The organism is Desulfoprunum sp. (assembly GCF_053613775.1).
Genome location: NZ_JBSHXH010000006.1, coordinates 133,250 through 155,630 on the forward strand (window position 1 = coordinate 133,250; position 22,381 = coordinate 155,630).

The 22,381-nt window shown below is 62.8% G+C and carries 16 protein-coding genes; 10 read left to right on the top strand and 6 right to left on the bottom strand.

The window, feature by feature from the left end; genetic code table 11:
* The first annotated feature begins 13 nt into the window (after positions 1–13).
* The 6 genes from ACWGKN_RS13405 (at position 14) to ACWGKN_RS13430 (ending at position 7,487) form a co-directional block, all read left to right on the top strand.
* Entirely contained in the window at positions 14–1,342 is a 1,329-nt protein-coding gene (locus ACWGKN_RS13405) for an amidohydrolase (RefSeq protein WP_452095442.1), read from the top strand.
* Between the two features lie 106 nt (positions 1,343–1,448).
* Complete coding sequence (tatA, locus tag ACWGKN_RS13410; protein WP_035230505.1) at positions 1,449–1,640, top strand: twin-arginine translocase TatA/TatE family subunit; 192 nt, start codon at positions 1,449–1,451, stop codon at positions 1,638–1,640.
* A gap of 26 nt (positions 1,641–1,666) precedes the next feature.
* Positions 1,667–1,912: a twin-arginine translocase TatA/TatE family subunit gene (gene tatA / locus ACWGKN_RS13415; protein WP_035230506.1), complete on the top strand. Its 246-nt coding sequence runs from the start codon at positions 1,667–1,669 to the stop codon at positions 1,910–1,912.
* Between the two features lie 407 nt (positions 1,913–2,319).
* On the top strand, positions 2,320–3,462 hold the full coding sequence (locus tag ACWGKN_RS13420) for a class II glutamine amidotransferase domain-containing protein (RefSeq protein WP_035230510.1): 1,143 nt from the start codon (positions 2,320–2,322) through the stop codon (positions 3,460–3,462).
* Positions 3,420–5,060 carry a glutamate synthase-related protein gene (locus ACWGKN_RS13425; RefSeq protein WP_035230511.1) on the top strand — a complete coding sequence of 547 codons (1,641 nt, stop codon included), beginning with the start codon at positions 3,420–3,422 and terminating at the stop codon, positions 5,058–5,060. Before ACWGKN_RS13420 ends, ACWGKN_RS13425 begins: the two co-directional genes overlap by 43 nt.
* A 69-nt stretch (positions 5,061–5,129) precedes the next feature.
* Positions 5,130–7,487 (top strand): FAD-dependent oxidoreductase, encoded by a 2,358-nt coding sequence (locus tag ACWGKN_RS13430; protein ID WP_452095443.1) that lies wholly within the window; start codon positions 5,130–5,132, stop codon positions 7,485–7,487.
* A gap of 131 nt (positions 7,488–7,618) precedes the next feature.
* On the opposite strand, the gene ACWGKN_RS13435 is transcribed toward ACWGKN_RS13430, so the two are convergent.
* Positions 7,619–8,149, bottom strand: coding sequence for a methylated-DNA--[protein]-cysteine S-methyltransferase (locus ACWGKN_RS13435; RefSeq protein ID WP_452095444.1), 531 nt, complete (start codon positions 8,147–8,149; stop codon positions 7,619–7,621).
* 308 nt (positions 8,150–8,457) lie between these two features.
* Here ACWGKN_RS13435 and ACWGKN_RS13440 point away from each other — a divergent pair, with 308 nt between their 5' ends.
* On the top strand, positions 8,458–9,504 hold the full coding sequence (locus ACWGKN_RS13440; protein ID WP_052160052.1) for a TOBE domain-containing protein: 1,047 nt from the start codon (positions 8,458–8,460) through the stop codon (positions 9,502–9,504).
* 35 nt (positions 9,505–9,539) lie between these two features.
* Here the strand turns inward: ACWGKN_RS13440 and ACWGKN_RS13445 are convergent, their stop codons facing one another.
* Complete coding sequence (locus ACWGKN_RS13445; RefSeq protein ID WP_052160053.1) at positions 9,540–11,339, bottom strand: penicillin-binding protein 1A; 1,800 nt, start codon at positions 11,337–11,339, stop codon at positions 9,540–9,542.
* Positions 11,340–11,529: 190 nt separating this feature from the next.
* Here ACWGKN_RS13445 and mutL point away from each other — a divergent pair, with 190 nt between their 5' ends.
* The 3 genes from mutL (at position 11,530) to trmFO (ending at position 15,394) form a co-directional block, all read left to right on the top strand.
* Positions 11,530–13,416 (top strand): DNA mismatch repair endonuclease MutL, encoded by a 1,887-nt coding sequence (gene mutL / locus ACWGKN_RS13450; protein WP_452095445.1) that lies wholly within the window; start codon positions 11,530–11,532, stop codon positions 13,414–13,416.
* Positions 13,398–13,988, top strand: coding sequence for a 3D domain-containing protein (locus tag ACWGKN_RS13455; protein WP_424256374.1), 591 nt, complete (start codon positions 13,398–13,400; stop codon positions 13,986–13,988). Before mutL ends, ACWGKN_RS13455 begins: the two co-directional genes overlap by 19 nt.
* 77 nt (positions 13,989–14,065) lie before the next feature.
* Positions 14,066–15,394 (top strand): methylenetetrahydrofolate--tRNA-(uracil(54)-C(5))-methyltransferase (FADH(2)-oxidizing) TrmFO, encoded by a 1,329-nt coding sequence (trmFO, locus tag ACWGKN_RS13460; protein WP_452095446.1) that lies wholly within the window; start codon positions 14,066–14,068, stop codon positions 15,392–15,394.
* 117 nt (positions 15,395–15,511) lie between these two features.
* On the opposite strand, the gene ACWGKN_RS13465 is transcribed toward trmFO, so the two are convergent.
* The 4 genes from ACWGKN_RS13465 to ACWGKN_RS13480 form a co-directional block, all read right to left on the bottom strand.
* Positions 15,512–15,925 (bottom strand): hypothetical protein, encoded by a 414-nt coding sequence (locus tag ACWGKN_RS13465; protein ID WP_424256376.1) that lies wholly within the window; start codon positions 15,923–15,925, stop codon positions 15,512–15,514.
* A 192-nt stretch (positions 15,926–16,117) separates the two neighbouring features.
* A complete protein-coding gene (locus ACWGKN_RS13470; protein WP_452095447.1) occupies positions 16,118–17,848 on the bottom strand; it encodes a DnaB-like helicase C-terminal domain-containing protein in 1,731 nt (576 codons plus the stop codon).
* 126 nt (positions 17,849–17,974) lie between these two features.
* On the bottom strand, positions 17,975–21,349 hold the full coding sequence (locus ACWGKN_RS13475) for a cyclic nucleotide-binding domain-containing protein (RefSeq protein ID WP_452095448.1): 3,375 nt from the start codon (positions 21,347–21,349) through the stop codon (positions 17,975–17,977).
* Between the two features lie 327 nt (positions 21,350–21,676).
* Positions 21,677–22,279, bottom strand: coding sequence for a Maf family protein (locus tag ACWGKN_RS13480; protein WP_035230527.1), 603 nt, complete (start codon positions 22,277–22,279; stop codon positions 21,677–21,679).
* Positions 22,280–22,381 lie beyond the last annotated feature (102 nt).

Sequence of the window (22,381 nt, forward strand, 5' to 3'; positions counted from 1 at the left end):
CCTCCATTCGAACATGACGCCCCAGGCCGACCTCCTCATCACCGGATCGCACCTCCTGCCCGGCGCCCGCCAGTCGGAGCTGCTCGAAGACCACGGCATCGCCGTTGCCGGCGACACCATCATCGCCCTCGGCCCCACGGCCGACCTCGAGAAGGCCCATCCCCGGGCCCAGCGGCTCCATACCGCCCACGGCCTGGTCATGCCGGGGCTGATCAACACCCACACCCATGCGGCGATGAGCTGTTTCCGCGGCATCGCCGACGACCTGCCGCTGATGACCTGGCTTCAGGAATATATCTTTCCCCTCGAACAGCGCCTGACCCCGGAAATCGTCTACCACTCGACCCTGCTGTCCCTGGCCGAGATGATCAAGTCCGGGACCACCAGCTTCTGCGACATGTACCTGTTCGCCAAGGATGTCGCCCGGGCGGCCGAACAGTCCGGCCTGCGGGCCTGGGTCGGCGAGGTCCTCTTTGATTTTCCCTCCCCGTCCTACGGACCGGTGGAGGCGGGATTCACCTATGTCGAAGAGATGTTCTGCCGTTATCGCCAGCACCCGCTGGTGAGAGTGGCGGTGATGCCGCACAGCGTCTACACCTGCTCACCGGACCTGCTCCGGCGCCTGGCCGAAATCGCCCGCCGGGAGAATGCCCTCCTCCATATCCACCTGTCGGAAAACGCCTCCGAGGTGGCCACCTGCAGGGACCGCTACGGCGCCACCCCGACACGGCACCTCGACCGGCTTGGCCTGCTCGGTGACACCACCCTTGCGGCCCACTGCGTAGTCCTCGACGAAGACGATATCAGCCTGCTCGCCGAACGGAAGGTGAAAGTGAGCCACTGCGTCGAATCGAACCTGAAACTGGCATCGGGAATCGCCCCCGTCGTCCGGCTGCTCGAACGGGGCATCACCGTGTCGCTGGGCACCGACGGCAGCGCCAGCAACAACAACATCGACATGTTCGGCGAGATGAACTGCGTCGCCAAGGTCCACAAGGTCGACCGGATGGACCCGACGGCGATGAACGCCGAGACCACCCTCGCGGCGGCGACCCTCGGCGGCGCCACTGCCCTCGGCGTGGAGCGGCAAATCGGGTCGCTGACCGTCGGCAGGAAGGCCGACGTCATCGTCATCGACCTCGACCAGCCGCACCTCATCCCGCTCTACAATGTGCCCTCGCACCTGGTATATGCCGCCAGAGGCGGCGATGTCGTCCACTCGGTGATCAACGGCCGGATCGTCATGCGGAACCGCCAACTGCTGACCATCGATGAACACGAGGTCCTGGCGGCGATGCGGGAGATAGCGGCCCAGCTCCACCCGACCCCGGGCCGGCGATGACAACCTTGACTTTCTCCTCGGACTGCTCTACATTTCTAGCTTGTACGTCACTGAAATTTGGTGTCGCAACCGGTTAGAATACCACCGCTCTGTCAATGAGGTTTTTATGTTTGGACTTGGAATGCCGGAACTGATTGTCATCCTGGTGATTGTCGTCATCATCTTTGGTGCCGGCAAACTGCCTGAAATCGGATCGGGAATCGGTAAAGGAATAAAAAACTTCAAGGATGCGACCAAAAAAGAAGAAGAGCCGAAAAAAATCGATGATGACAAGAATGACAGCTCGACGGCAACCTGATTTCCATTTAACTACGGAGTAACACCATGTTCGGACTCGGCACACCAGAATTGATCGTCATTCTCGTCATCGCCTTCCTGATCTTCGGCGGCAAGAAGCTGCCTGAGATCGGCGCCGGTCTCGGCAAGGCGATAACCTCCTTCAAGAAAGGTATTCGTGACGTCGAAGGCGAGGGCAAGGAACTGATGAACGGCATCCCCGGCGTCAAGGAGGCGACCGAGGTCAAGCAGACCATCGACCAGGTCAAAAACTTCGGCAAGGTCGTCAAATAAGTCCCGTCAACAGCGGCTGCAGCGGTCCCCCCGCTGCAGCTCCTCGCGTGCGGTAAGTCCAATCCCGCTGTTCTCCCCTCGTCGGGTATTCTTTCCGTGACCGTATATCGTATCGTCCAGTGCGCTTTTCTGCCCTGTAGTACCCCCGATCGAACCGGTGCCACAACAACCGGTCACCCGAGTCGCATGATCATCCGCATTCAATCATTGTAAGCTTTTGATAAAACGCCATTTATCGATATACGATATTCTTCTTGACAACCATATATCCCTGCTATAAATGTAAGAATTTGACTCCAGAATTTACATTATTGTCCGACACGGTACACATTTCCGCAATGTATCCCTCTGTCGTGCTCTCACCTTCGCCTTCGGGCACTATCATTTTCACCCATCAGGAGTAGGACATGTGTCGTTTAGCCCTGAAAACCGCAAACGAACCGTTTTCACCGTATACGGTCCTCACCGCCATGGAGGCCATGCAGGAGGGGTACGACGGTTCCGGCCTCGGCCTGCTGCTGCGGGGCATGGAATTTGAGGATTTCCGGTACAACCACAAGTTTCCCATCCTCTCCGGCATCGCCCACAGCGACAAGGCCTGGCGCCGTCTCGACGATTTCATGGAGGAACGCGGCTACGAGTTGAAATACGACCACAAGTTCCATATGCGCTGGGACCTGGTCGAGTCGAGGGACCGCTACCGCTATTTCGTCCGCGCCTACCGCATGCCCGACAGATTCACCGACAAGACGCAGCAGGAAAAGGACGACGAGCTGATGCGCGCCCGCCTGGCCTTGAGAAAGGACGGCGAGATGCATGGCGGCGACCTGACCGTGTTTTCGTTCTGGCCGGACGTCACCATCATCAAGGAGGTCGGCTGGCCGATCAAGATCGGCGATTCGCTGTGTCTCCACGACGGCCAGATCAAGGCCAGGGTCTGTATGGCGCAGGGACGGCAGAACACCAACTACGGCATCAACCTCTATGCCTGCCACCCCTTCTTCCTCCAGGGCATCTCGACGATGACCAACGGCGAGAATACCGCCTTCGTGCCGATCAAGGACTGGCTGCTTGGTCGTGATTACCCGGGATATCTCGGCTACCAGAGCGATTCCGAGGTCTTCACCCACATCCTCCACTATACGCTCAACCAGCTCAAGCTGCCGCTGCAGGCCTACAAGCACATCATCACCCCGCTCAGTTCAAAGGAACTGGCAGCCCACCCGCAGGGCGAATTCCTGGCCGGACTCCGCAATGTCTGCCGACGCCTGATCATCGACGGACCGAATGCCGTCATCGGCACCCTCCCCGACGAGACCTGCCTGCTGGTCATGGACCAGAAGAAAATGCGTCCGGCCACCGTCGGCGGCAAGGCGGGCGAGTGGGCCATCGCCAGCGAGATGTGCGGCGTCGACGCCATGATCCCGGATCGCGACCGTTCCCTTGATTTCCAGCCGATGCGCGAACATACCGTCATTATTCCACCCGATAGAAAGGAACTCACCATATGGTCTCAACACGATCCGTATCCGTTGCCCCAGGCAGCCTGACCCCCACCGATTTTCCCTGGATCATCGAGCATCGCGAGGATCGTTGCACCCTCTGCGGCAACTGCACCTCGGTCTGTCCCAAGGATGCCATCCGCCTCGCCTACATGCGCCAGCGGATGCCCCGGCTCGACATCCTGAGCACCAAGAGGGGCAGCGAATACCGCACCTTTACCGGTATCCGCCAGGAGACGTCGATCGCCAACGCCTGCATCGGCTGCGGCATGTGCGCGATGGTCTGCCCCAACGAGGCGATCATGCCGGTGCCCAACACCAACGAGCACCGCACCCTCTTCTTCCACAACCAGAAGGGTGAGCCCCAGAAGCGGGGCGGGCGGCGCAATGTCAGCGGCCCGAACCTGCTCGACCGCATCGTCTTCAACCGCATCTCGATGCTGACCGACCCGGCCCTCGATGCCGGCCGTCATGAATTCAACATCAACACTACCCTGGGCCGGATCCTGACCCCCGAGGAATTCCTCGATCGGATCCAGCACGGCGGGTGGATCCCGCCGACCCGCGAGATCTTCCCCTTCGTCATCGGCTCGATGTCCTTCGGCGCCCTGTCGCCGAACATGTGGCTGGGTCTGCTGCAGGGCGTCGCCTACTGCAACGAGGTCCTCGGCATCCCGGTCGTCATGTGCACCGGCGAGGGCGGCTGTCCGCCCTGGGTCCTGCGGAGCCCATACCTCAAGTACATCATCCTCCAGATCGCCTCCGGCTATTTCGGCTGGGACGAGATCATCAGGGCCATCCCCGAGATGCAGTGCGATCCGGCGGCGATCGAGATCAAGTACGGCCAGGGGGCCAAGCCCGGTGACGGCGGTCTTTTGATGTGGCACAAGGTATCGAAGCTCATCGCCCGCCTGCGCGGCGTCCCCGAGAGCGTCGACCTGCCCTCGCCGCCGGTGCACCAGACCCTCTACTCGATCGAGGAGAGCGTGATGAAGATGGTCCAGACCATGTCGACCGCCTTCGGCCACAAGGTCCCGGTCTACCCCAAGATCTCGGCCTCGACCTCGGCCAAGGCCGTGCTCAACAACCTGGTGCGCAACCCCTACGCCGCCGGCCTGCTGATCGACGGCATCGACGGCGGCACCGGCGCCGCCTACAACATCTCGATGGATGCGACCGGCAATCCGGTCGCCTCCTGCATCCGGGAATGCTACCTCGACCTGGTGGCCCAGGGCCGACAGAACGAGATCCCGATATTTGCCGCCGGCGGTATCGGCAAGAACGGCAACGTTGCCCAGAACGGGATGGCCCTGATCATGCTCGGGGCCTCCGGGGTCCATATCGGCAAGTATATCATGCAGGCCGCCGCCGGCTGCCTCGGCAACGAAAAGGGCCGCTGCAACGTCTGCAATCTCGGCATCTGTCCGAAAGGCATCACCAGCCAGAACCCCAAACTCTACCGCCGGCTCGATCCCGACCTGGTCGCCGAACGGGTCGCCGACATCTTCATGTCGATCAGGACGGAGGTCAAGAAGATCATGGCGCCGCTCGGCCGCTCCCAGAGCCTTCCGGTCGGAATGTCGGACGCCATCGGCATCGCCGACAAGGCCGCTGCCGATCACTTGAGAATCAACTATGTCTGCTGATATACACCGGACATACCATCATGCCATTCGCCGGCGGGGATCTGCCGTCGCTGAAATAAGGAGTCTGCAGTGACAACAACGGTAGTGAAAGGTCTTGACGATCAGGGTCACCGGATCAGGTCGATGGAATTCGAACGGATGGTGCGCGCGGCGGCGGCGAAGTCCCCGGCCCTCCTTCTCGAATCCTACGGGCAGCACAATATCGGCATCAGGCTGCAGCGCGAGGGCGGCCTCCATCTCCAGGTCAGCGGCCCATCCGGGCAGCGCCTCGGCTGCATGGGCATGCCGGGCACCACCATCCTCTGCAAGGGGCCGACCTCCGACGATGTCGGCTACCTCAATATCGGCGCCGAGATCACCATCCTCGGCGATGCCACCAACGGCGCCTGCAACGCCATGGCCAACGGCAAAGTCTATATCGGCGGTTCGATCGGGTCCCGCGGCCTGACCATGACCAAGTGGAACCCGGAATACGACAAGCCGGAGCTCTGGGTCCTCGGTTCGACCGGCGACTCCTTCGCCGAATTCAACTGCGGCGGTGTCGCCGTCGTCTGCGGCGTCAACCCGAAGAATCCCGACAATATCCTCGGCTATCGCCCCTGCGTCGGGATGGTCGGCGGTCTCATCTACTTCCGGGGCCCCATCGACGACTCATTCCCCAGGACCAACGCCCGGCTCGACCGCCCGAACGACGAGCAATGGCAATGGCTGGTCGAAAACATGCCGATTTTCCTCGGTAAAATCGGGAGCGCCAATCTCTTTTCGACCCTCACCAAACGCGACGAATGGCGGATCCTCGCCACCGTCACCCCCCAGGAACGGGCCCTGATGTTCTCAGGCCCGATGCCGATGGCGGAATTCCGCAATCAGCACTGGAACAAGGCCTTCGGCGGCGGCGATCCCCTGCGCGATCTCGCCCCGGGACTCGATCGCAGCGCTATCGAGACGATCGTCACCGGCGACCTGCGGCGCAAGAAACCCTACTGGGCCAACAGCGAGGCCGCGGCCCCGTGCACCTTCTACTGTCCGATCCACATTCCGACGATCGACCGCCTCCGCCTGATCCGGGAAGGCAAAATCGACGAGGCGTACGAGATGCTGCTGCGCTACACCCCCCTGCCGGCCTCGGTCTGCGGCGCCGTCTGTCCCAACCTGTGCATGGAGAACTGTTCCCGGCGCCAGGTGGACGGGCCGATCGAGATCCAGGTCCTCGGCCGGGCCGTCGGCAATTTCCCCGCCCCCAAGCCGGCCGAATCCCTCGGCCGGAAGGTGGCCGTTATCGGCGGCGGTCCCGCCGGGATGAATGTCGCCTGGCAACTGGCCCTGGCCGGGGTGGAGGCCCACATTTTCGAGAAGGACAGCCGGATCGGCGGCAAGCTGGCCCAGGTCATCCCCTGGGAGAGGTTGTCGCAGGCGATCTGGGATGTCGAAATCAAGCGGTTCCTGGCGATGCCGAACATCACCGTCACCTGCAATTTCGACCTCGATCGGAACAGCTTCGCCCGACTGCAGGAGGAGTACGATTACGTGGTCATCGCCGTCGGCACCCACGAGCCCAGGCGCATCCCGTTCCCCGGCCATGAGCGGGTGATCGCCGCCCTCGATTTCCTGAAACAGGCCAAGAGCGATGCGCCGCCGGCCGTCGGGCGCGAAGTGGTGATCATCGGCGCCGGCAACGTCGGCTGCGATGTCGCCTGCGAGGCCTACCGGCTGGGAGCGGAAAAGGTCACCCTGGTCGACATCCAGAAACCACTGGCCTTCGGCAAGGAAAAGGAGGCGGCCGAGGCACACGGCGCCGTTTTCCGCTGGCCGGTGGTGACGAAGGAAGTGACGGCCGAAGGGCTTGTCACGGCATCCGGCGAGATCATCCCGGCCCAGACGGTCATCATCTCGATCGGTGATGTCCCGGCCCTGCCCTTCCTGCCCGAGACGATCGAGACCGTCTCCGTCGGCGGCGCGGCCTGGATCACCACCGACAAGGCCCACGTCACCTCCAACGTCCGCGTCCTGGCGGTCGGCGATGTCGAGAAGCCCGGCCTGGCGACCAACGCCCTCGGCGCCGGCAAGACCGCTGCCGAGTATATCATCGCCCAGATCAAGGGGGAGGAATGGCGCCCCTTCACCAAGCAGGTGATCCCGCAGCAGGCGCTGACGATCACCCACTATTTTCCGGGGGACTCGCTCCCGACCGAAACCGCCCAGGCCGATCGCTGCCTGTCCTGCGCCTCGTGCCGGGACTGCCATCTGTGCGAGACCATCTGCCCGACCGGGGCCATCAGCCGGCGGGAGATCACCTCCACCGTCGGCAAGTACCCGGCGGCGGGCGAAAAAAGCTACGAGTACGTCTCGGACGACAGCAAATGCATCGCCTGCGGCTTCTGTGCCGACACCTGCCCCTGCGGCATCTGGACCATGAACGCCTTCTAGATCCGGCACCGCCTGGTGTGCCAAGAAACGTCCCGGGTTCGGACTTTCGTCTGATCCCGGGTTTTTTTTGGTCCAGGCAGCGGCAGTACCGCACCCATCGCCGCCGCCATGCCTTCCGCCGGCAGCAGGCGCTATCGGTACGACCCGGCAGCAGGACGCTGCGGCCACACCTCTTCGCCCCGTTCATGCCGGAGCAGCAGATCCTTCTTGTCGACCCCGGCGCCAAACCCCACCAGTCGCCCGTCACTGCCGATCACCCGATGACAGGGAATGACGATCATCAGCGGGTTGCGGTTGGCCGCCTGGCCCACCGCCCGAGCCTTGTTGCGGCCGCCGACCAGGGCGGCCAGTTCGCCGTAGGTCAGCACCGCGCCATAGGCAATGCCCCGCATGGCCTGCCACACCGCCAGTTGGAATTCGGTACCGACCGGTCGCAGCGGCAGGTCAAAGACCCGCAGCCGGCCGGCGAAATAGGCCCGGAACTGGCGCTCGGCCTCGACCAGGATCTGGTTCCGACCCTGCCGCCCCGGGTCTATCCTGCGATCGCCCTTGATGCTGTCGATGGCGTAAAGATGCTCGGCGTCGGCATGGAAGGCCAGTTCGCCGATCGGTGAAGATATGGTTCGGCAGTGTATCTCCTGCTGATCATTATCGGGATGCATGATGCCTCCTTGGTGCATGGGAACGTTTCGAGCCGACGGGATCGCCGCCGGCTGGGCGGAGCCGGGGGTGCTTCTCCCCGGAGAGTTTGCGAGCCGTCAATTTCGCCCTCTCATGAACATAACCACCGTCAACGGGAAAGACGAGCGGGATACACAGGGTGACGCCTTGGAACCAGGCAATCATCTGTATTTGTAGATTCCCCCTGGTTATGGTAGAGGAAGGGTAGACTGATGTCCCGGCGGATCGGCCTCAAATCGCTCATCCCCCCTGCCCGCTCAGACCAACACAATGACGGTTTCCCCGTTCTATGGCCGCGACAGATTCATCCATTCAGGATCATGACCGAACCTGCCTCGACACCCTCCAACTGGAGCGGCTCGAGGGATCATTCCGCACCTGGTTCGAGACCTCTTCGCGCCGCGAAGTGCGACTCTCCCGGGAGCGTATCTATCTTATTTTCCTGCTCATCCGTTACACCGGAGCCAAGCTCAACGAGGTCCTGAATCTCAATCCCTACAACGACTTCGACCCGACCCGGCATATCATCCGCTTCTTCAGTGGCGATAAAGGGGAAAAGGCAACCAGTCGCGAGGTCCGGATCCCCGAGGCCCTGTCCGAGACGATATCCGCGCTGCTGGCCGATCCCCCGTTTCGCGAGGCGCTCAACCAGTCGCTGGCCATCGACCCCGGCTTTGTCCGCCGAAAATTCTACGAACGGACCAGGGCCATAGGCCTCCCTCCCCGCCAGGGGGGACCGGAAATGATCCGCAAGGCCCGGGCGGTCGAGCTGCTGCTCGACAGAATGCCGCTGCCGGCGGTCCAAGCCTTCCTCGGCCACTCAACCCCCACCCTGACCAGCACCTACATCTCCTTTTCCGAGGAGGAGCTGCAGCAGGCAACCCGGTACCACGTCGAACGCGAATTCTCGCGCAAGACCAGCGCCTGCAACGCCTTTTTCGGCAAGATCAGCTCCATCCGCAAGGGTGACATCCAGGCACTGGTCGAGATCACCACGGTCAGCGGCATGATCGTCCAGTCGATCATCACCCATGGCAGTCTGGAGAAACTCGATCTGGCGATCGGCCGCTTGGTCAGGGCCGAGGTCAAGGCCCCATGGGTCGTCCTCGCCCGGGGCGACCAGGAACCGCGCTGTACGGCGGAGAACCGGTTCTGCGGCCGGATCGAACGGATCGGCACCGGCACGATCAACTCTGAGATCAGCCTGCGCCTCGAGGACGGGACCGAACTCTGCGCCATCGTCGGCAGCGGCAGCAGCGAGCCGCTCGGCCTGCAGGAGGGCGACCGGGTCTGGGCGATCTTCAGCTGCTATGCCGTCATCCTCCATGTCGACTGACGTACCGCCGACCTACCGGTCGCCGGCCTCGGCCATTACCAGAACGACTGAGGCAGCGACCGGGTGTACGCCAGCCAGATCGGCGCCGCCGTGCGGCCGCCGGTCTCGTCGGCGCCGAGGCTGTGGTTGTGATCGTAGCCGACCCAGACCCCGGTCAGCATTGTGTCGTTGAAGCCGATGAACCAGGTGTCGCGGTTGTCGTTCGAGGTCCCGGTCTTGCCGCCGATCGAGCCGCCCAGGACCGCCACCCGGCGACCGGTACCGCTCCGGACCACCCCTTCCAGCATCTTCCGCATCTTGTAGGCGTTGGCGACCTCCAGCACCTGCCGGATATCGCCGCCGTCTCCCGGCAGCACCGTGCCGTCGGGCATCTCGATCCGTTCGATGAGGGAGGGCGGCGCAAACCGTCCCTGGCGGGCGAAAGGCATGTAGGCGGCGGTCAACTCGAGCAGGGTGAGATCGGCTGAGCCCAGGGCCAGCGACAGGTCCGGCGGCAGATAGGAGGTGATCCCGGCCGCTCGCGCCAGATCGTGCACCCTCCTGGCCCCCACCGCCTGGAGCAGCCGGACCGCGGCGCTGTTGTACGAGTGGGCCAGGGCCTCGGCCAGGGTGACCGACCCATGGTATTTACCGCCGTAATTCTTCGGTTGCCAGCGCACCCCGTTGGCTCCGGTGAGCGAGAAGGGGCTGTCATCGATATACGATCCCGGTTCCCAGCCTATTGCCAGGGCCGTCGCATAGACCAGCGGCTTGAACGACGAGCCGGCCTGCCGTTTCGCCTGGGTGGCCCGGTCGAAGGGTGAGGCGAGGAAGTCCGTCCCCCCCACCAGGGCCCTGACCTTCGCCGACGAGATCTCGATGCTCGCCAGCGCCGCCTGCGGCGGCGGCGTTTTCGCCCCGCTCTCCTTCACCAGCCGCGCATGGATCTCGCGGGCGCCGTTCTGTACCGCCACCGTCGCCTCGTGCTGCATCCCGGGATCGAGGGTGGTGTAAATGCGCAGGCCGGCGCGGGTCAGCGGCATCTTCACCTGCTGTGCCACCTTCTTCTTGACCGCTTCGATAAAGTACCCATTCTCGTCGAGATGCTCGGCCGCTACCGGATTATGATAGGTGATCCGGCTCGTGTAGGCCTCGCGCGCCTGCTCCGCCGTGATATAGCCGGCGGCGGCCATCCGGTTGAGCACATAGAGCTGCCGCGCCACCGCCCGTTTGGGAAAGCCCAGGGGGGTATAGCGGCTCGGGGCCTGGGGAAGGCCGGCCAGGACGGCCATCTCGGCCAGCGACAGGTCCGCCGCCCGTTTGCGGAAATAGGCCTGGGAGGCGACCTCGACGCCGAAGGCCCCGGCGCCGAGATAGATCTGGTTGAGATAGATGTAGAGGATCTCCTCTTTCGACAACCGGGTGTCGATCCGCCAGGCGAGGATGGCCTCCTTGAATTTGCGCACATAGGTCTTTTCCGGGGTCAGCAGCAGCGATCGGGCGACCTGCTGGGTGATCGTCGACCCGCCCTGCCCCCTCTCTCCCCGCCGGAGATTGACCACGGCCGCCCTGACCACCGACACGAAATCGAGACCCGGATGTTCGAAGAAACGGTTGTCCTCAGCGGCGATAAAGGCCTTCAGCAGCAGCTCCGGCATCGCCGACAGCGGGATAACCGTCCGGTTTTCCTCAAACACCCTGGCGATCATATTACCGTGGCGGTCATAGATCAGACTGGCCTGGGGCGGTTGATAGTGGGCGACGGAGCTCAGGTCGGGGATGCGCAGCGCGATGAGGGTGACGAGCAGCGACCCGAAGACGGCGGTGAGGATCAGGGTGACAACCGTGAGAACCACGAAAATGTGGCGCGCATGGCAGGTGGTTGCGCTCCGCCTGCGGGGGGAGGGCGATCGAGGTTCTTCCGTACTGGGTTTTTCGGGTGACACTGACAGGAGAGTGATGGTAGAATTCCTTGCTTGATGGTTCTATCGCTTCGTTCCAATGTAACACGTACCACCCTCGACGCAACAGGAAAGCAATCCCCGCATGGCCAAAATCCATATTCTTCCCGAACACCTGGCGAACCAGATTGCCGCCGGCGAGGTCATTGAACGGCCGGCCTCGGTGGTCAAGGAACTCGTTGAAAACAGTTTGGATGCCGGCGCCACCCGGATCGAAATCGAGATCGAGGGCGGCGGCATCCGGCTGATCAGGGTCATCGACAACGGCGAGGGCATGGACGAGGATGACGTCCTGCTCTGCCTCGAACGTCACGGGACCTCGAAGATCAGGGAGGACCGGGATCTGGCCGCCATCGCCACCCTCGGCTTCCGCGGCGAGGCGATCCCCTCGATCGGTTCGGTGGCGCGGCTGACCATCACCTCGCGGCCCGTCGGTTCGGATCTCGGCACCGAGGCCGTCGTCGCCTACGGCAAGCTGGTCAAGATCCACGAGATCGGGGCGGCCCAGGGCACCCGGTTCGAGGTGGCCCACCTGTTCGGCAATACCCCGGCCCGCCGCAAGTTCCTGCGCACCGTCCGCACCGAGCAGGCCCATGTCGAGGAAGTGGTGAAGAACTACGCCCTCGGCTCGCCCGGGGTCACCATCGTGCTGAGGATCGACGGCCGGGAGATCCTGCATCTCGACCGGACCCTGTCCCTGCAGCAGCGACTGGTCCGGCTGATGCCCACCGCCGCGCCGTTGCTGCCGATCGGCGATCCCGACGCCACGACCCCGCCGCAACGGGTCTTCGGCTACCTCGCCCTGCCGGAGGCCACCCTGCCGGCCGCCGCCCGACTGCGGTTGTTCGTCAACGGCCGGGCGGTCCGGGACCGGATGATGACCCATGCCGTCATCGAGGGTCTGCGCGGTTTTCTGATGAAGGGCAGGAATCCGGCCGGGCTCATTCACCTCATCATCCCGGCCACCGAGGTCGATGTCAACGTCCACCCGGCCAAGCACGAAGTCCGGTTCCGCAACAGCCGCGATATCCATCTCCTCATCAGTGAGGCGGTCGCCGGGGCGATGGGCGATTACCAGAAAACGGTCCAGGGGCGGATCTTCGGCCCGAGCCGGACCCGCCAGACCTCTCCGATCCCACTCGACACCCGGCCCGTTCCGGATAGCCCCTCCAGCGTCCCCATCCCGCCGGATGAAGATGATCCTCCCCGGGGAACGCCTCGCGCCGCGTCGGGCGCCCTCCATGCAGACCGTCAGGTGCCAGCTGTCGAACCATATCGGCCGGCCAACGCCGCAGGGCGAGGGGTCGCCGCCGCTGAACCTGAACCGGCAACCGCTCCGGATGCCGACGCCCGGTTGCCACGCCAGGCCACCCTCGCCGTCCCGGAACGGCAGCATCATGGGTTGCAGGTCATCGGTCAGCTCGACGACCTCTATATCCTCTGCCGGAATGACGAGGGACTGGTACTGATCGACCAGCACGCCGCCCACGAGCGCCTGCTCTTTGAAGACCTGCGCCGCCAGTACACCGGCGACCGGATCGCCAGCCAGAGCCTGCTCTTCCCGCTGACGACCGAGTTGTCGCTGTTCCAGGCCCGCCTGGTCGACCAGCATCTCATTGAACTGCAGCGGATGGGCTTCGCCCTCCGGCACTTCGGCGGCAACGCCTATGTCATCTCCGGGGTGCCGGCGCTGGCCGGGCAATGCCCGCCGCAGGAACTGCTGCTCGATATGCTCGAACAGTTCGGCAGCGAGAGCGGCCAGGGCGAGCGGGAGAACCGGATCGATCGGATTCTCGCCACGATGGCCTGCCGGGCGGCCGTCAAGGCCGGGGCAAGACTCTCGACCAGGGAGATCGAGGCCCTGCTCGACCGGATGGCCCGGGCCGACCTCTTCAGCCACTGCCCCCACGGGCGGCCGGTGTGGAAGACCATCGGCAGAATGGAGATACGAAAATGGTTTCACCGGGCATAAATGTCGGTAGCCGGGGATGGGCGGCCGGTCGCAGGATGGTCGCTCCCCTCGCCCTCCTGCTCCTCGTCTCGTCTTCCCTGCTGCTCGGCGGCTGCGCCACGACCCGGGTCGGACGGATGATGGAGACCACCGCCTACTGCGGCTGCGGTGCCTGCTGCAGTTGGGAGCGCGGCAGCGCCGGCTGGCTCTATCTCGATTTCTGGAACAAATACGTCAGCCGCGGCGCCGCCGCCGGCAGACCGTACAGCGGCAGGACCGCCAGCGGCACCTGGCCTGAAGAACCCGAAGAAGGGCTCTTTTCGATGGACAGCCTGCAACGGCCGTGGATGATCCCGGTCCGTACCATCCTCTTCCCCTGGTACCTGCTGCCGGCGGATGGCACCATCGCCGCCGATACCCGCCATTATCCGTTCGGCACCAGGATGTATGTGCCGGGATATGGCTGGGGCCGGGTCGAGGATCGCGGCGGCGCCATCAAGGGGCCGGACCGCATCGATCTCTACTTTGATTCCCATCGGGATGCGCTCTACTGGGGCCGACGGAAGGTGCCGGTCCAGATCGAATACCGTTGATCCCGACCCTGCCAGCCGCAGCTTCGTTTCCTGAATCAATCTTCCCTTCCCCATGTGCACCTGAGGGCGACAGCATCATGACCAACCAAGGCCCCATCACGATCATCGGCGGCGGTCTCGCCGGTTGCGAGGCTGCCTGGCAGGCCGCCACCCGCGGCTGCCGCGTCACCCTGTACGAAATGAAGCCGCAGCGCTTCAGCCCGGCCCACAACTCCCCGCTGCTGGCGGAACTGGTCTGCAGCAACTCCCTGCGGGCCAGCGATATCGAATCGGCCGTCGGCCTGCTGAAGCAGGAGATGCGCCTGCTCGACTCACTGATCATGCGGGCCGCCGCCGCCACCGAGGTCCCTGCCGGCAGGGCGCTGGCGGTCGACCGCGAGCATTTCGCCCGCTATATCACCGAGACGATGGAACGGCACCCGTTGGTCACTGTGCGCCGCCGGGAGGTCGAGGAATTGCCGTCCCCGGAGCAGGGGCCGACGATCGTGGCCACCGGCCCGCTCACCTCCGAGGCGCTGAGCTCGGCGATCGCCGCAGTCACCGGGGAAGAACGGCTCTCCTTCTACGATGCCATCGCCCCGATTGTCATTGCCGACAGCCTCGATCTTGGTGTCGTCTACCGGAAATCGCGCTATGACGACGGTCCCGGTGATTACTTCAACTGCCCGATGGACCGCGACCAGTACCGGCGCTTCATCGATGAACTGGCCCGGGCGGAGTATGTGCCGTTGCGGCCGTTCGAGGAACCGAAATACTTCGAGGGCTGCCTGCCGATCGAGGTGCTGTGTTCCCGGGGCGAGGATACCCTGCGCTTCGGACCGATGAAACCGGTCGGTCTGGCCGACCCGCGGACGGGACGTGAGCCCTATGCCGTCGTCCAGTTGCGCCAGGAGAACCGGGAAGGCACGACCTGCAACATGGTCGGATTCCAGACCAAGCTGACCTATAGGGAACAGCAGCGGATCTTCCGCCTCATCCCCGGCATGGAGCGGGCCGAGTTCGCCCGTCTGGGTTCGATCCACCGCAACACCTTCATCTGCGCCCCGCTGCTGCTGCAGCCGACCCTGCAGCTCAAGGCCCGGCCGGACCTGCTGTTTGCCGGCCAGCTTTCCGGGGTCGAAGGCTACGTCGAATCCGCCGCCATGGGTCTTGTGGCCGGCATCAACGCGGCGTGTCTGGCAGCCGGGACAACGATCGTGCCGCCGCCGCCGGAGACCGCCCTCGGCGCCTTGATCCGCCACCTGACCACCGGCGACCCGAAACATTTTCAGCCGTCAAACGTCAATTTCGGCCTGTTCCCGGCCTGGGAGAAAAAGCCCCCGAAGCGGCTGCGGGGGCGGCTGCGGGCGGAAATCGCCGTCGCCGCGCTGCAGCGATGGCGGTACAACCTTGCGGAAAACGGGTAAAGCGGGAAAGGAACAAACACAGAACCCGCCTGCGGTCTGATCAGCAGACGGGTTGAAGGTGAGGTCGCCGGCCGGGGAATATATCCGACCCGACTTCAGCGGAGAGGGGCCGAACGATCAATACGGCTCGCAGCCGCCCCGACAGTCTCGGTTGATGTAACCGGGAGGACAAGGCTGATCGTAGCTGTAGTCCCAGCCACGGCAGCCGTCATCACCACCACGGCGTCTGCCGCGGTCACCCCGGCGGTAGTCGTCGTCACCCCGGCGCCGGTCGTCATAGCACTGACGCGCCCCCTGGCAGGTCCGGTATCTCCCGCCCGAGGCGTCGTCGCAGAGGGTTTCATAGCGCTGCCCGGGCAGGCAGACCCCCGCGTTGGTGTTCAGCCCCATTGCGGCACAAACCCCTCCTGATCCAGGTTGGTAACCCGGCAACACCTTCCAGCCGCCGCTACAGTCGGCGGCTCCGGCGGCAGTGGCGAAAAACACGCCGCACACAGCCAGCAGCAACAACGAGATTCGTGTCTTGTTCATTTGAGTCTCCATCTACAGTTCGTATGAAGGCCAATCTCCGTAGTACTGCACAGGATCATTCTCTTCTATTTTATTGTCGTGGTCAATTGAAAAGACTCGCCGCCCGCGACAGTCGAAGTATCCGGGATAGCACGGCAATGACCGGTCATTGGAGGTTTTCGGCAACAGTCGGGAAGCCGGCGGCAGGCAATGTCAGACAATACGCCCCCCTTCTTCGACGAATCCCCAATACGGGTAATCGAGGGCATAGGAGGCGACCGGCCCCGGGCTGTGCTCGCGGCTGGCCACCAGCCACAGGGTGTTGCTCCTTCCCCTTGCCGCCGCGGGATCCTGGTGCTCGTCGCCGGGGTACAGCACCATCGCGTTGTCGGCGCTGTACTCGATATCGCCCGATCCCTTGAAGACCCCGAGGTGCGGTTCCTCCCGGTACGAACCGTCCCCGCCGCGGGTGAGCTCGGAAATGACCAGAAAGGAAACCTGCAGTTCGTCACGAATGGCCTCGAGCTGACGCAGCCAGGCGTCGATCCCGGTCCGGCGCTCGCTCAGGTCCTTGAACGGCAGCTTGTGCAGACTGTCGATGACCACCACCGCGTATTCCCTGGATGTCTCGTGGCGGAGAAAATCGATATGCCGTCGCATCAGTTCAGGGGTCAGCTTGCGGTCATTGACCACCCGAAAGGCCGTCATCATCCGACGTACCCGGCGACAGGCGTCGTCGTACCGCTGCCGCTCGGTCTCGGTCCACTCCTGCCGGCGCATCGTCGAGACGTCCATCCGGCTCAGGCGGATGAGCGTCCGCTGGTAGATCTTCTGCCGTCCGTTCTCGAAATCATAGTAGAGCACCGGAATGCCCCGCAGCGCCATCTCGGTGGCGATCTGGATCATGAACATCGACTTGCCGACCTTGGGGGCGCCGCCGATGACATTGATGCCGTGGATACCGCCGATGGCCGCATCCAGCCGGGAAAATCCCGACTGCATTGCCGCATAGGCAGTCCCCTGCTCGGCCGTCAACCGCCGGAGAAAGCGTTCATGTTCGAACCGGGGGGCGGGGAAAGGGGAAAAGGTCTTCGCCGACTGGATCATCGCCGCGATCGCATCCCTGAAACCGCCGCCGCGGTCGCGGGCCATCTGCCAGACGCTGTAACCGCGTGGTAGTCCGGCCGGCCATTGCAGCAGGCGCACCTTGTAGCCGATACGAGCGGCCAGGGCCCTGGCCGCCGTCTCGGATTCGCCCGAATTCACCATGACGATGAACAGGGTGCGGACATGGGCGAAGATTTCCGGATCGATGCTCTCGAGAACCGGACTGTACGGCACGGCGAGGCCGGGAAAACCGAGTTGCTTCAGCGGCAGGAGATTGTTTTCCCCCTCACAGAGAAAGAGGGCGCCATTCTCGCAGCACAAAAGATCCCGGATATTGAAGATCTGGAATTCTTCAGCGGCCAGCTGCTCGTCGCCGTGCCAGAAATAGTCCTGCGGTCGGTCAGGGAATACGCAACGGGCGGTATAACCATTGCCGTCGGTCTGGAAGTACGGATAGACGATATAGCGACCGTTATAGCCGATCTGCAGTTCGTCCAGCACCTGGCGACCGATCCCGGCGGCCGAGAATTCTTGGATCAGGTCATCGGTCAGGCGGTCATGGTACTGCATGATCTCGGTATTGATATTGACGACCGGGAATTCGGCGCGCTGGTGGAAATATTCCCGCTCCGGATCAAACCCCGGTGCTTCCGACAGGTCGAGGGCCGCGAGACGGGCGAACCAGAGCGGGAATCCACCCGGCACGCAGCGGTTCTGACAGCGGAAATAGCCATGGAAGGGTCCATCCTGGTTGAGGAATACCACCAGCCGACCGGCAGGATCGAAGCCCCGGTCCCGGCAAAACGGGCATTCCGCGACCAGAGTGGTCTTCTCCATCCGCCCTGCCGGCAGATGCCGAAGATAGAACTCTGTCGTCAGGTCGGCAGAATGAGCCATAGCTTCAAGATATTGCCGTCACGATCGGCAAATGCCGGGATACATCGGCCATGATGATCTCATCCCTCAGGAAAATGCCGGACGCCTTGCCCCTTCGCCGTCCCGGGAGAGCAGAACGAACCGTTGCATCTGCTCGGCGGATATCGGCTCGTCGCATTTGACGTGTACCGAATACTCATTTTCGAGAAGGCGATACCCCTTCACCGCCAGGATCACACCCTGGCAGGAGGCGACAGCGTCACCGATCTCCCTTCCAGGCAAAAGGATTCTGACGCTGGTTCCAATAAGCGATCGGGGCAGTTCCTTCCGCGAGAGTCGCAGGAAGAAGGAAACGCCGCCGGCGGAGATGTCGAACAGTTCGCCCTTGACTTTCTGGCCAGTGCTTTTCCCCATCCGATCCAGGAAATCGATGCTGACCCGGCCGGAGACACTGGTACGCTGATCCTTGCGGCGGTCTTTCTCGGAAAGCCGGAAAAATCGATCAATATCCTCGAATTTATGACAAAATTCGTTCAATTTCGATTTCAGCGCCGGATATTCCTCATGCCAGCGCAACAGATCTCTCAAGGTCAGGATGGAGATATCGGTTGGACCGACACTGGCTGCCGAGACGGTCCAGACCGAGGCATCGAAGAATACGCCGGCCCCGAGGATCTCGCCGCTGATCATGGTCTTGATCTCGATTTCGTTGTCGCCGTCGCGGAAAAAAACCTTCACCTGGCCGGAGTTGATGAAAAACAGTGAGGTCTGGTGCGTTCCCTGGCGGACGATGGGCTCGTCGTGCTCATACCGCCGATGCTCAAGACAGTGATAGAGGGTACTGTATTCCTCGGGCGTCAGTATCCGGTAGAGATGTTTCCAGACATCGAGATGCCCTCTGTCGATGGAGGCCTTTTTTTCCTCCTCGATGATCTCCGCCGCCTTGACCATGTCGCCCAGGGCCGTCGGATCGATGTCGATCAGCCACTCGCGCAACCGTTCCGCCTGATCGAAACTGCCCATCCGGGCGGTCCGGGAGACGAGGTCGAGAATCATCCTCCGCGCCGTCTCTTTCTTACCCTGGGCGAGAACCGTCCGTGCCGCCTGTTCTTCCGGCAGACCGGTGATGTCGTTTGATCCCGACAGGAAACTGTCGGCACCCTGCCCTCCCTGCCAGGCCTCCTGCATCTTGAGCCGCGCCTGTCTCAGCTGACGTTTTTCCTCTTCCCGTTGAGCCGCCTCGATCTGCGCCCTGGCCTCTTCAGCCGCCACCCAGACTACCGGACCGATCTTCTTGCCGGCCCGTTTACCCTTCAGCTGCAGAAAATTCTGCAAGGCCGTGACCGCCGGCGGATAGGGACAGTGGCCGAGGACCTTGCACACATCGATCAGGAGCGCATCCCGGATATTGGCTGAAAAATGTTCATGATCGCCGAGAAGTTCGCCGAGGACCGTCGCCACATCCTCGTCGTTGAAAAAGATCAGGGCCTTGACGGCATCGGACCGCAGGAGTTCGCCCGCCTCCGCGGCCACCCGCAGCAGCACCTCCTTTTTCCGGTCGCCGCTGATCCGGTACAGACAATCAAAGGCCTCGCGCTGAACCCGCAGATCCTCATGGAAAAGATAGGGGGTGACAAGATCGACATCCTGTTCTTCACCGATTCCGGCCAGCAGTTTGATCAGGTTGCGCTTGCCGTGCCAGGGCATCGGCTCCGGAAGAAGCTCACGCAGGAACGGAAGCAGTATCTTGCCGCTATAGGTCAGGAGATTGAAGATCCTGAGCCGGTCGTCGGTGTTTTCGCTATGCAGCAGGGCATCGACCAGAAAGCGGACGACCACCGCTCCCTGCATGCTCAACCGGCGTCCGCGTTCTTCATTGACCGGGTCGTTCAGGTATTCCTGCAGGCGCCCGGGCAGGGCCGAGCGATCGATTTCCCGGTCCTGAATCCGGCTGACGAGAACCTGCACTGCAGGATTTTTCTCTATGATTCCAGTGCGAATCTGGAAGAAGGTCTCGAGAATTTTGTCACCGGCGGCGATATTCCCCCTTTTCCAGGCCTGGTCCATGAAGGCGTACAGATGACCGGCGATTTTTTCGTACACGAAATCGGCCGTGTCCGAATTACGCAACCACAGCAGCATCGGTTCGATGGTTTTTGCCAGCAGGTCCCAGCGTTTCCCGGCAATGAGATTCTCGCCGATGACGGCGATGCTCCGGATCAACCTGGCCCGCATCACCTCGTCTCCCTCCCGGTACTGCCTGTTCAGGAGGGTGAGCAGGACGCCGGCCTGTTCATCCTTTCCCTCCGCGATCCACTGCTGGATGGCGGGGGCAATGCCCATGACCAGTTCATCGTTGTGCAGGCCGCCGAGGTTTCCCTGGAGCACCGTCTGCAGACCGGTGCTGATCCGTTTTGCCTGCCGGTCCCGCTCACCGGCTTCCATGATCTTCCTCGCCTTCTCGAGCCCGAGAAAGTGCCGCCCCTTGCCGCTATCGAGCAGCCTTGCCAGGGTTGCCGCGACCAACTCTCTCCCGGCCGGGTCCTTGCCTTCTGCCCGGCGCAGGATCGATTCCTGCTTCCGCAGATGGTCGATGACCTTGCCGAAGAGTTCGGTCTCGATCCTGCCGACCAGGGTATTGAAGAGCAGAGCCCCGAATCCCTGCGGAAACGACTGGGCCAGGAGCAGCGCCAGAGACGAGTCGTCCAGCCCGTTGCAGAGCAGATCGGCCGCCTGAACGGCCGTCGCCTGTTCATTGGTTTTCTCGATCAGGGCTCCGGCATGGATCAGCATCTTCGCGAATGCCGAATCAACGGTAAACTTCCTGTGCTGCCGGAGATCAAGGATGAGCGTGGCGACCGCGGCAGCCACTGCCGATGCCGCCTGCTCCGGTTTCCGCAGTTCGGTTCTCAGTTCATCGGTGACCAGCCAACCCTGTCCCCTCCCCAGGAGACAATCGATAAAATCCTGCCGGGTGGAGGATATCAAGGCCATGTCCGCCTCTTCCTCTCCGGTCTCCTCGACAAACTGGTACTCGTCGAGGAAATATCCGTCCAGTTTGAGGGTGCGGGCAAATTCACGCCCGCCGCCCTCCCTCTTGATCTTTTCGACGCTCGAGGTGAACATGGAGAGGATCTGGCTGAAGGCATGGCGGTCGATTTTTGATTTCAAGGCCAGGAAATCGACCCCGAGGACCTCGAGGTGGCGGTAGACGACCAGATTGGTGATTGCCTGCAGCGCCGGGTCGGGGACAGGTTCGCCACAGAGCATCGGCTTTTTTTCCTGCAGGCTGATGACAAGGTCGCCATAGCGGCGGACGAACTGCTTCAGGGCCTTGTATCCGCGTTCAACCGCGTTGGTGACCTGGGGGGCCTGAGGCGGATACAGGCGAACCGTCATAATGGCGTTGTTGAAGGCCTTCAGGGTCTCGAGCGCATCACGCAGCTTTTCAGTCTCTTTCATGGTTCCGGTTCCTGAGAAAGAATGCTGCCGACATTTGCCGCCACGTCGACAGCCAATTGGCTTTGAACACTTCCTGTTGCCGGCCCCCATTCCGGAACAGAACGGTTGCGGATCGGTGCAGTCCCGGAATGCTCATCCCGGGGAGAAATCCGGCAGCACGATTCATTGTCAACTCCATGCCGCATGGGCGATCACCTCGATTTTCCACAATCAATCTGGGAATATGCACTTCAACTGATTACACAGCAAAATCGTGAAAGTCAAGCAATGCAAGCAGTTATTTTCATTGGGAAGCCCGCAACATCGATCACCCGGCGGGACAGGCAATCACCCGTCCCGACTCAGCGGGGCCACAACCTTGTTGTGCAGCAGTTCCCGAAGGACCTCGCAGAGCGGCAGGCCGACGATGTTCGAATACGACCCCGAGATCCGCTCGACGAGCAAGGCCCCTTTCCCCTGGATGCCATAGGCACCGGCCTTGTCGAGCGGTTCCCCGGTTGCCGCATAGGCCCGCGCCACGTCCTCGTCGAAGTCTGAAAACCAGACCGAGGAGATCACCGACCGCCGCACCAGAACTCCTTCAGTCGCACAGGTGACGCAGAACCCGGTTCGCACCGTGTGCTCACGACCGGCAAGGGTCATCAGCATCGAGACCGCCTCGTCGGGGTCCCGCGGCTTGCCCAGGATCTCGTCGCCGGCACAGACAACGGTATCGGCGGCGACTATCCAGCTTGCGGGGAAAAGATGGCGGACCGCCAGGGCCTTCTCCCGGGCCAGCCGCAGGACCAGATGATCAGGGTCCTCATCGGTCCTGAGCTGTTCATCGATGTCGGCGGGACACACCGTGAAATCGAGCCCGAGATCCTCGAAATAGGCCCGACGCCGCGGCGAAGTGGAGGCCAGGACCAGCGGTTTGAGGGTGACGAACATGGCAGACATTTCCCTTGAAAGACACACTATCGATTCAACCGCCGGTTGCGCCGACCGAGAACGGGCACGGCGGCGGGCTGTTGTTCAACCATCATCCGGCGG

What these genes read in the sequence shown, in the direction of transcription:
- ACWGKN_RS13405 (WP_452095442.1), top strand. Translation starts at nt 14, where the DNA reads ATGACGCCCCAGGCCGACCTCCTCATCACCGGATCGCACCTCCTGCCC.
- tatA (WP_035230505.1), top strand. Translation starts at nt 1,449, where the DNA reads ATGTTTGGACTTGGAATGCCGGAACTGATTGTCATCCTGGTGATTGTC.
- tatA (WP_035230506.1), top strand. Translation starts at nt 1,667, where the DNA reads ATGTTCGGACTCGGCACACCAGAATTGATCGTCATTCTCGTCATCGCC.
- ACWGKN_RS13420 (WP_035230510.1), top strand. Translation starts at nt 2,320, where the DNA reads ATGTGTCGTTTAGCCCTGAAAACCGCAAACGAACCGTTTTCACCGTAT.
- ACWGKN_RS13425 (WP_035230511.1), top strand. Translation starts at nt 3,420, where the DNA reads ATGGTCTCAACACGATCCGTATCCGTTGCCCCAGGCAGCCTGACCCCC.
- ACWGKN_RS13435 (WP_452095444.1), bottom strand. Translation starts at nt 8,149, where the DNA reads ATGCATCCCGATAATGATCAGCAGGAGATACACTGCCGAACCATATCT.
- ACWGKN_RS13440 (WP_052160052.1), top strand. Translation starts at nt 8,458, where the DNA reads ATGGCCGCGACAGATTCATCCATTCAGGATCATGACCGAACCTGCCTC.
- mutL (WP_452095445.1), top strand. Translation starts at nt 11,530, where the DNA reads ATGGCCAAAATCCATATTCTTCCCGAACACCTGGCGAACCAGATTGCC.
- ACWGKN_RS13455 (WP_424256374.1), top strand. Translation starts at nt 13,398, where the DNA reads ATGGTTTCACCGGGCATAAATGTCGGTAGCCGGGGATGGGCGGCCGGT.
- trmFO (WP_452095446.1), top strand. Translation starts at nt 14,066, where the DNA reads ATGACCAACCAAGGCCCCATCACGATCATCGGCGGCGGTCTCGCCGGT.
- ACWGKN_RS13465 (WP_424256376.1), bottom strand. Translation starts at nt 15,925, where the DNA reads ATGAACAAGACACGAATCTCGTTGTTGCTGCTGGCTGTGTGCGGCGTG.
- ACWGKN_RS13470 (WP_452095447.1), bottom strand. Translation starts at nt 17,848, where the DNA reads ATGGAGAAGACCACTCTGGTCGCGGAATGCCCGTTTTGCCGGGACCGG.
- ACWGKN_RS13475 (WP_452095448.1), bottom strand. Translation starts at nt 21,349, where the DNA reads ATGAAAGAGACTGAAAAGCTGCGTGATGCGCTCGAGACCCTGAAGGCC.
- ACWGKN_RS13480 (WP_035230527.1), bottom strand. Translation starts at nt 22,279, where the DNA reads ATGTTCGTCACCCTCAAACCGCTGGTCCTGGCCTCCACTTCGCCGCGG.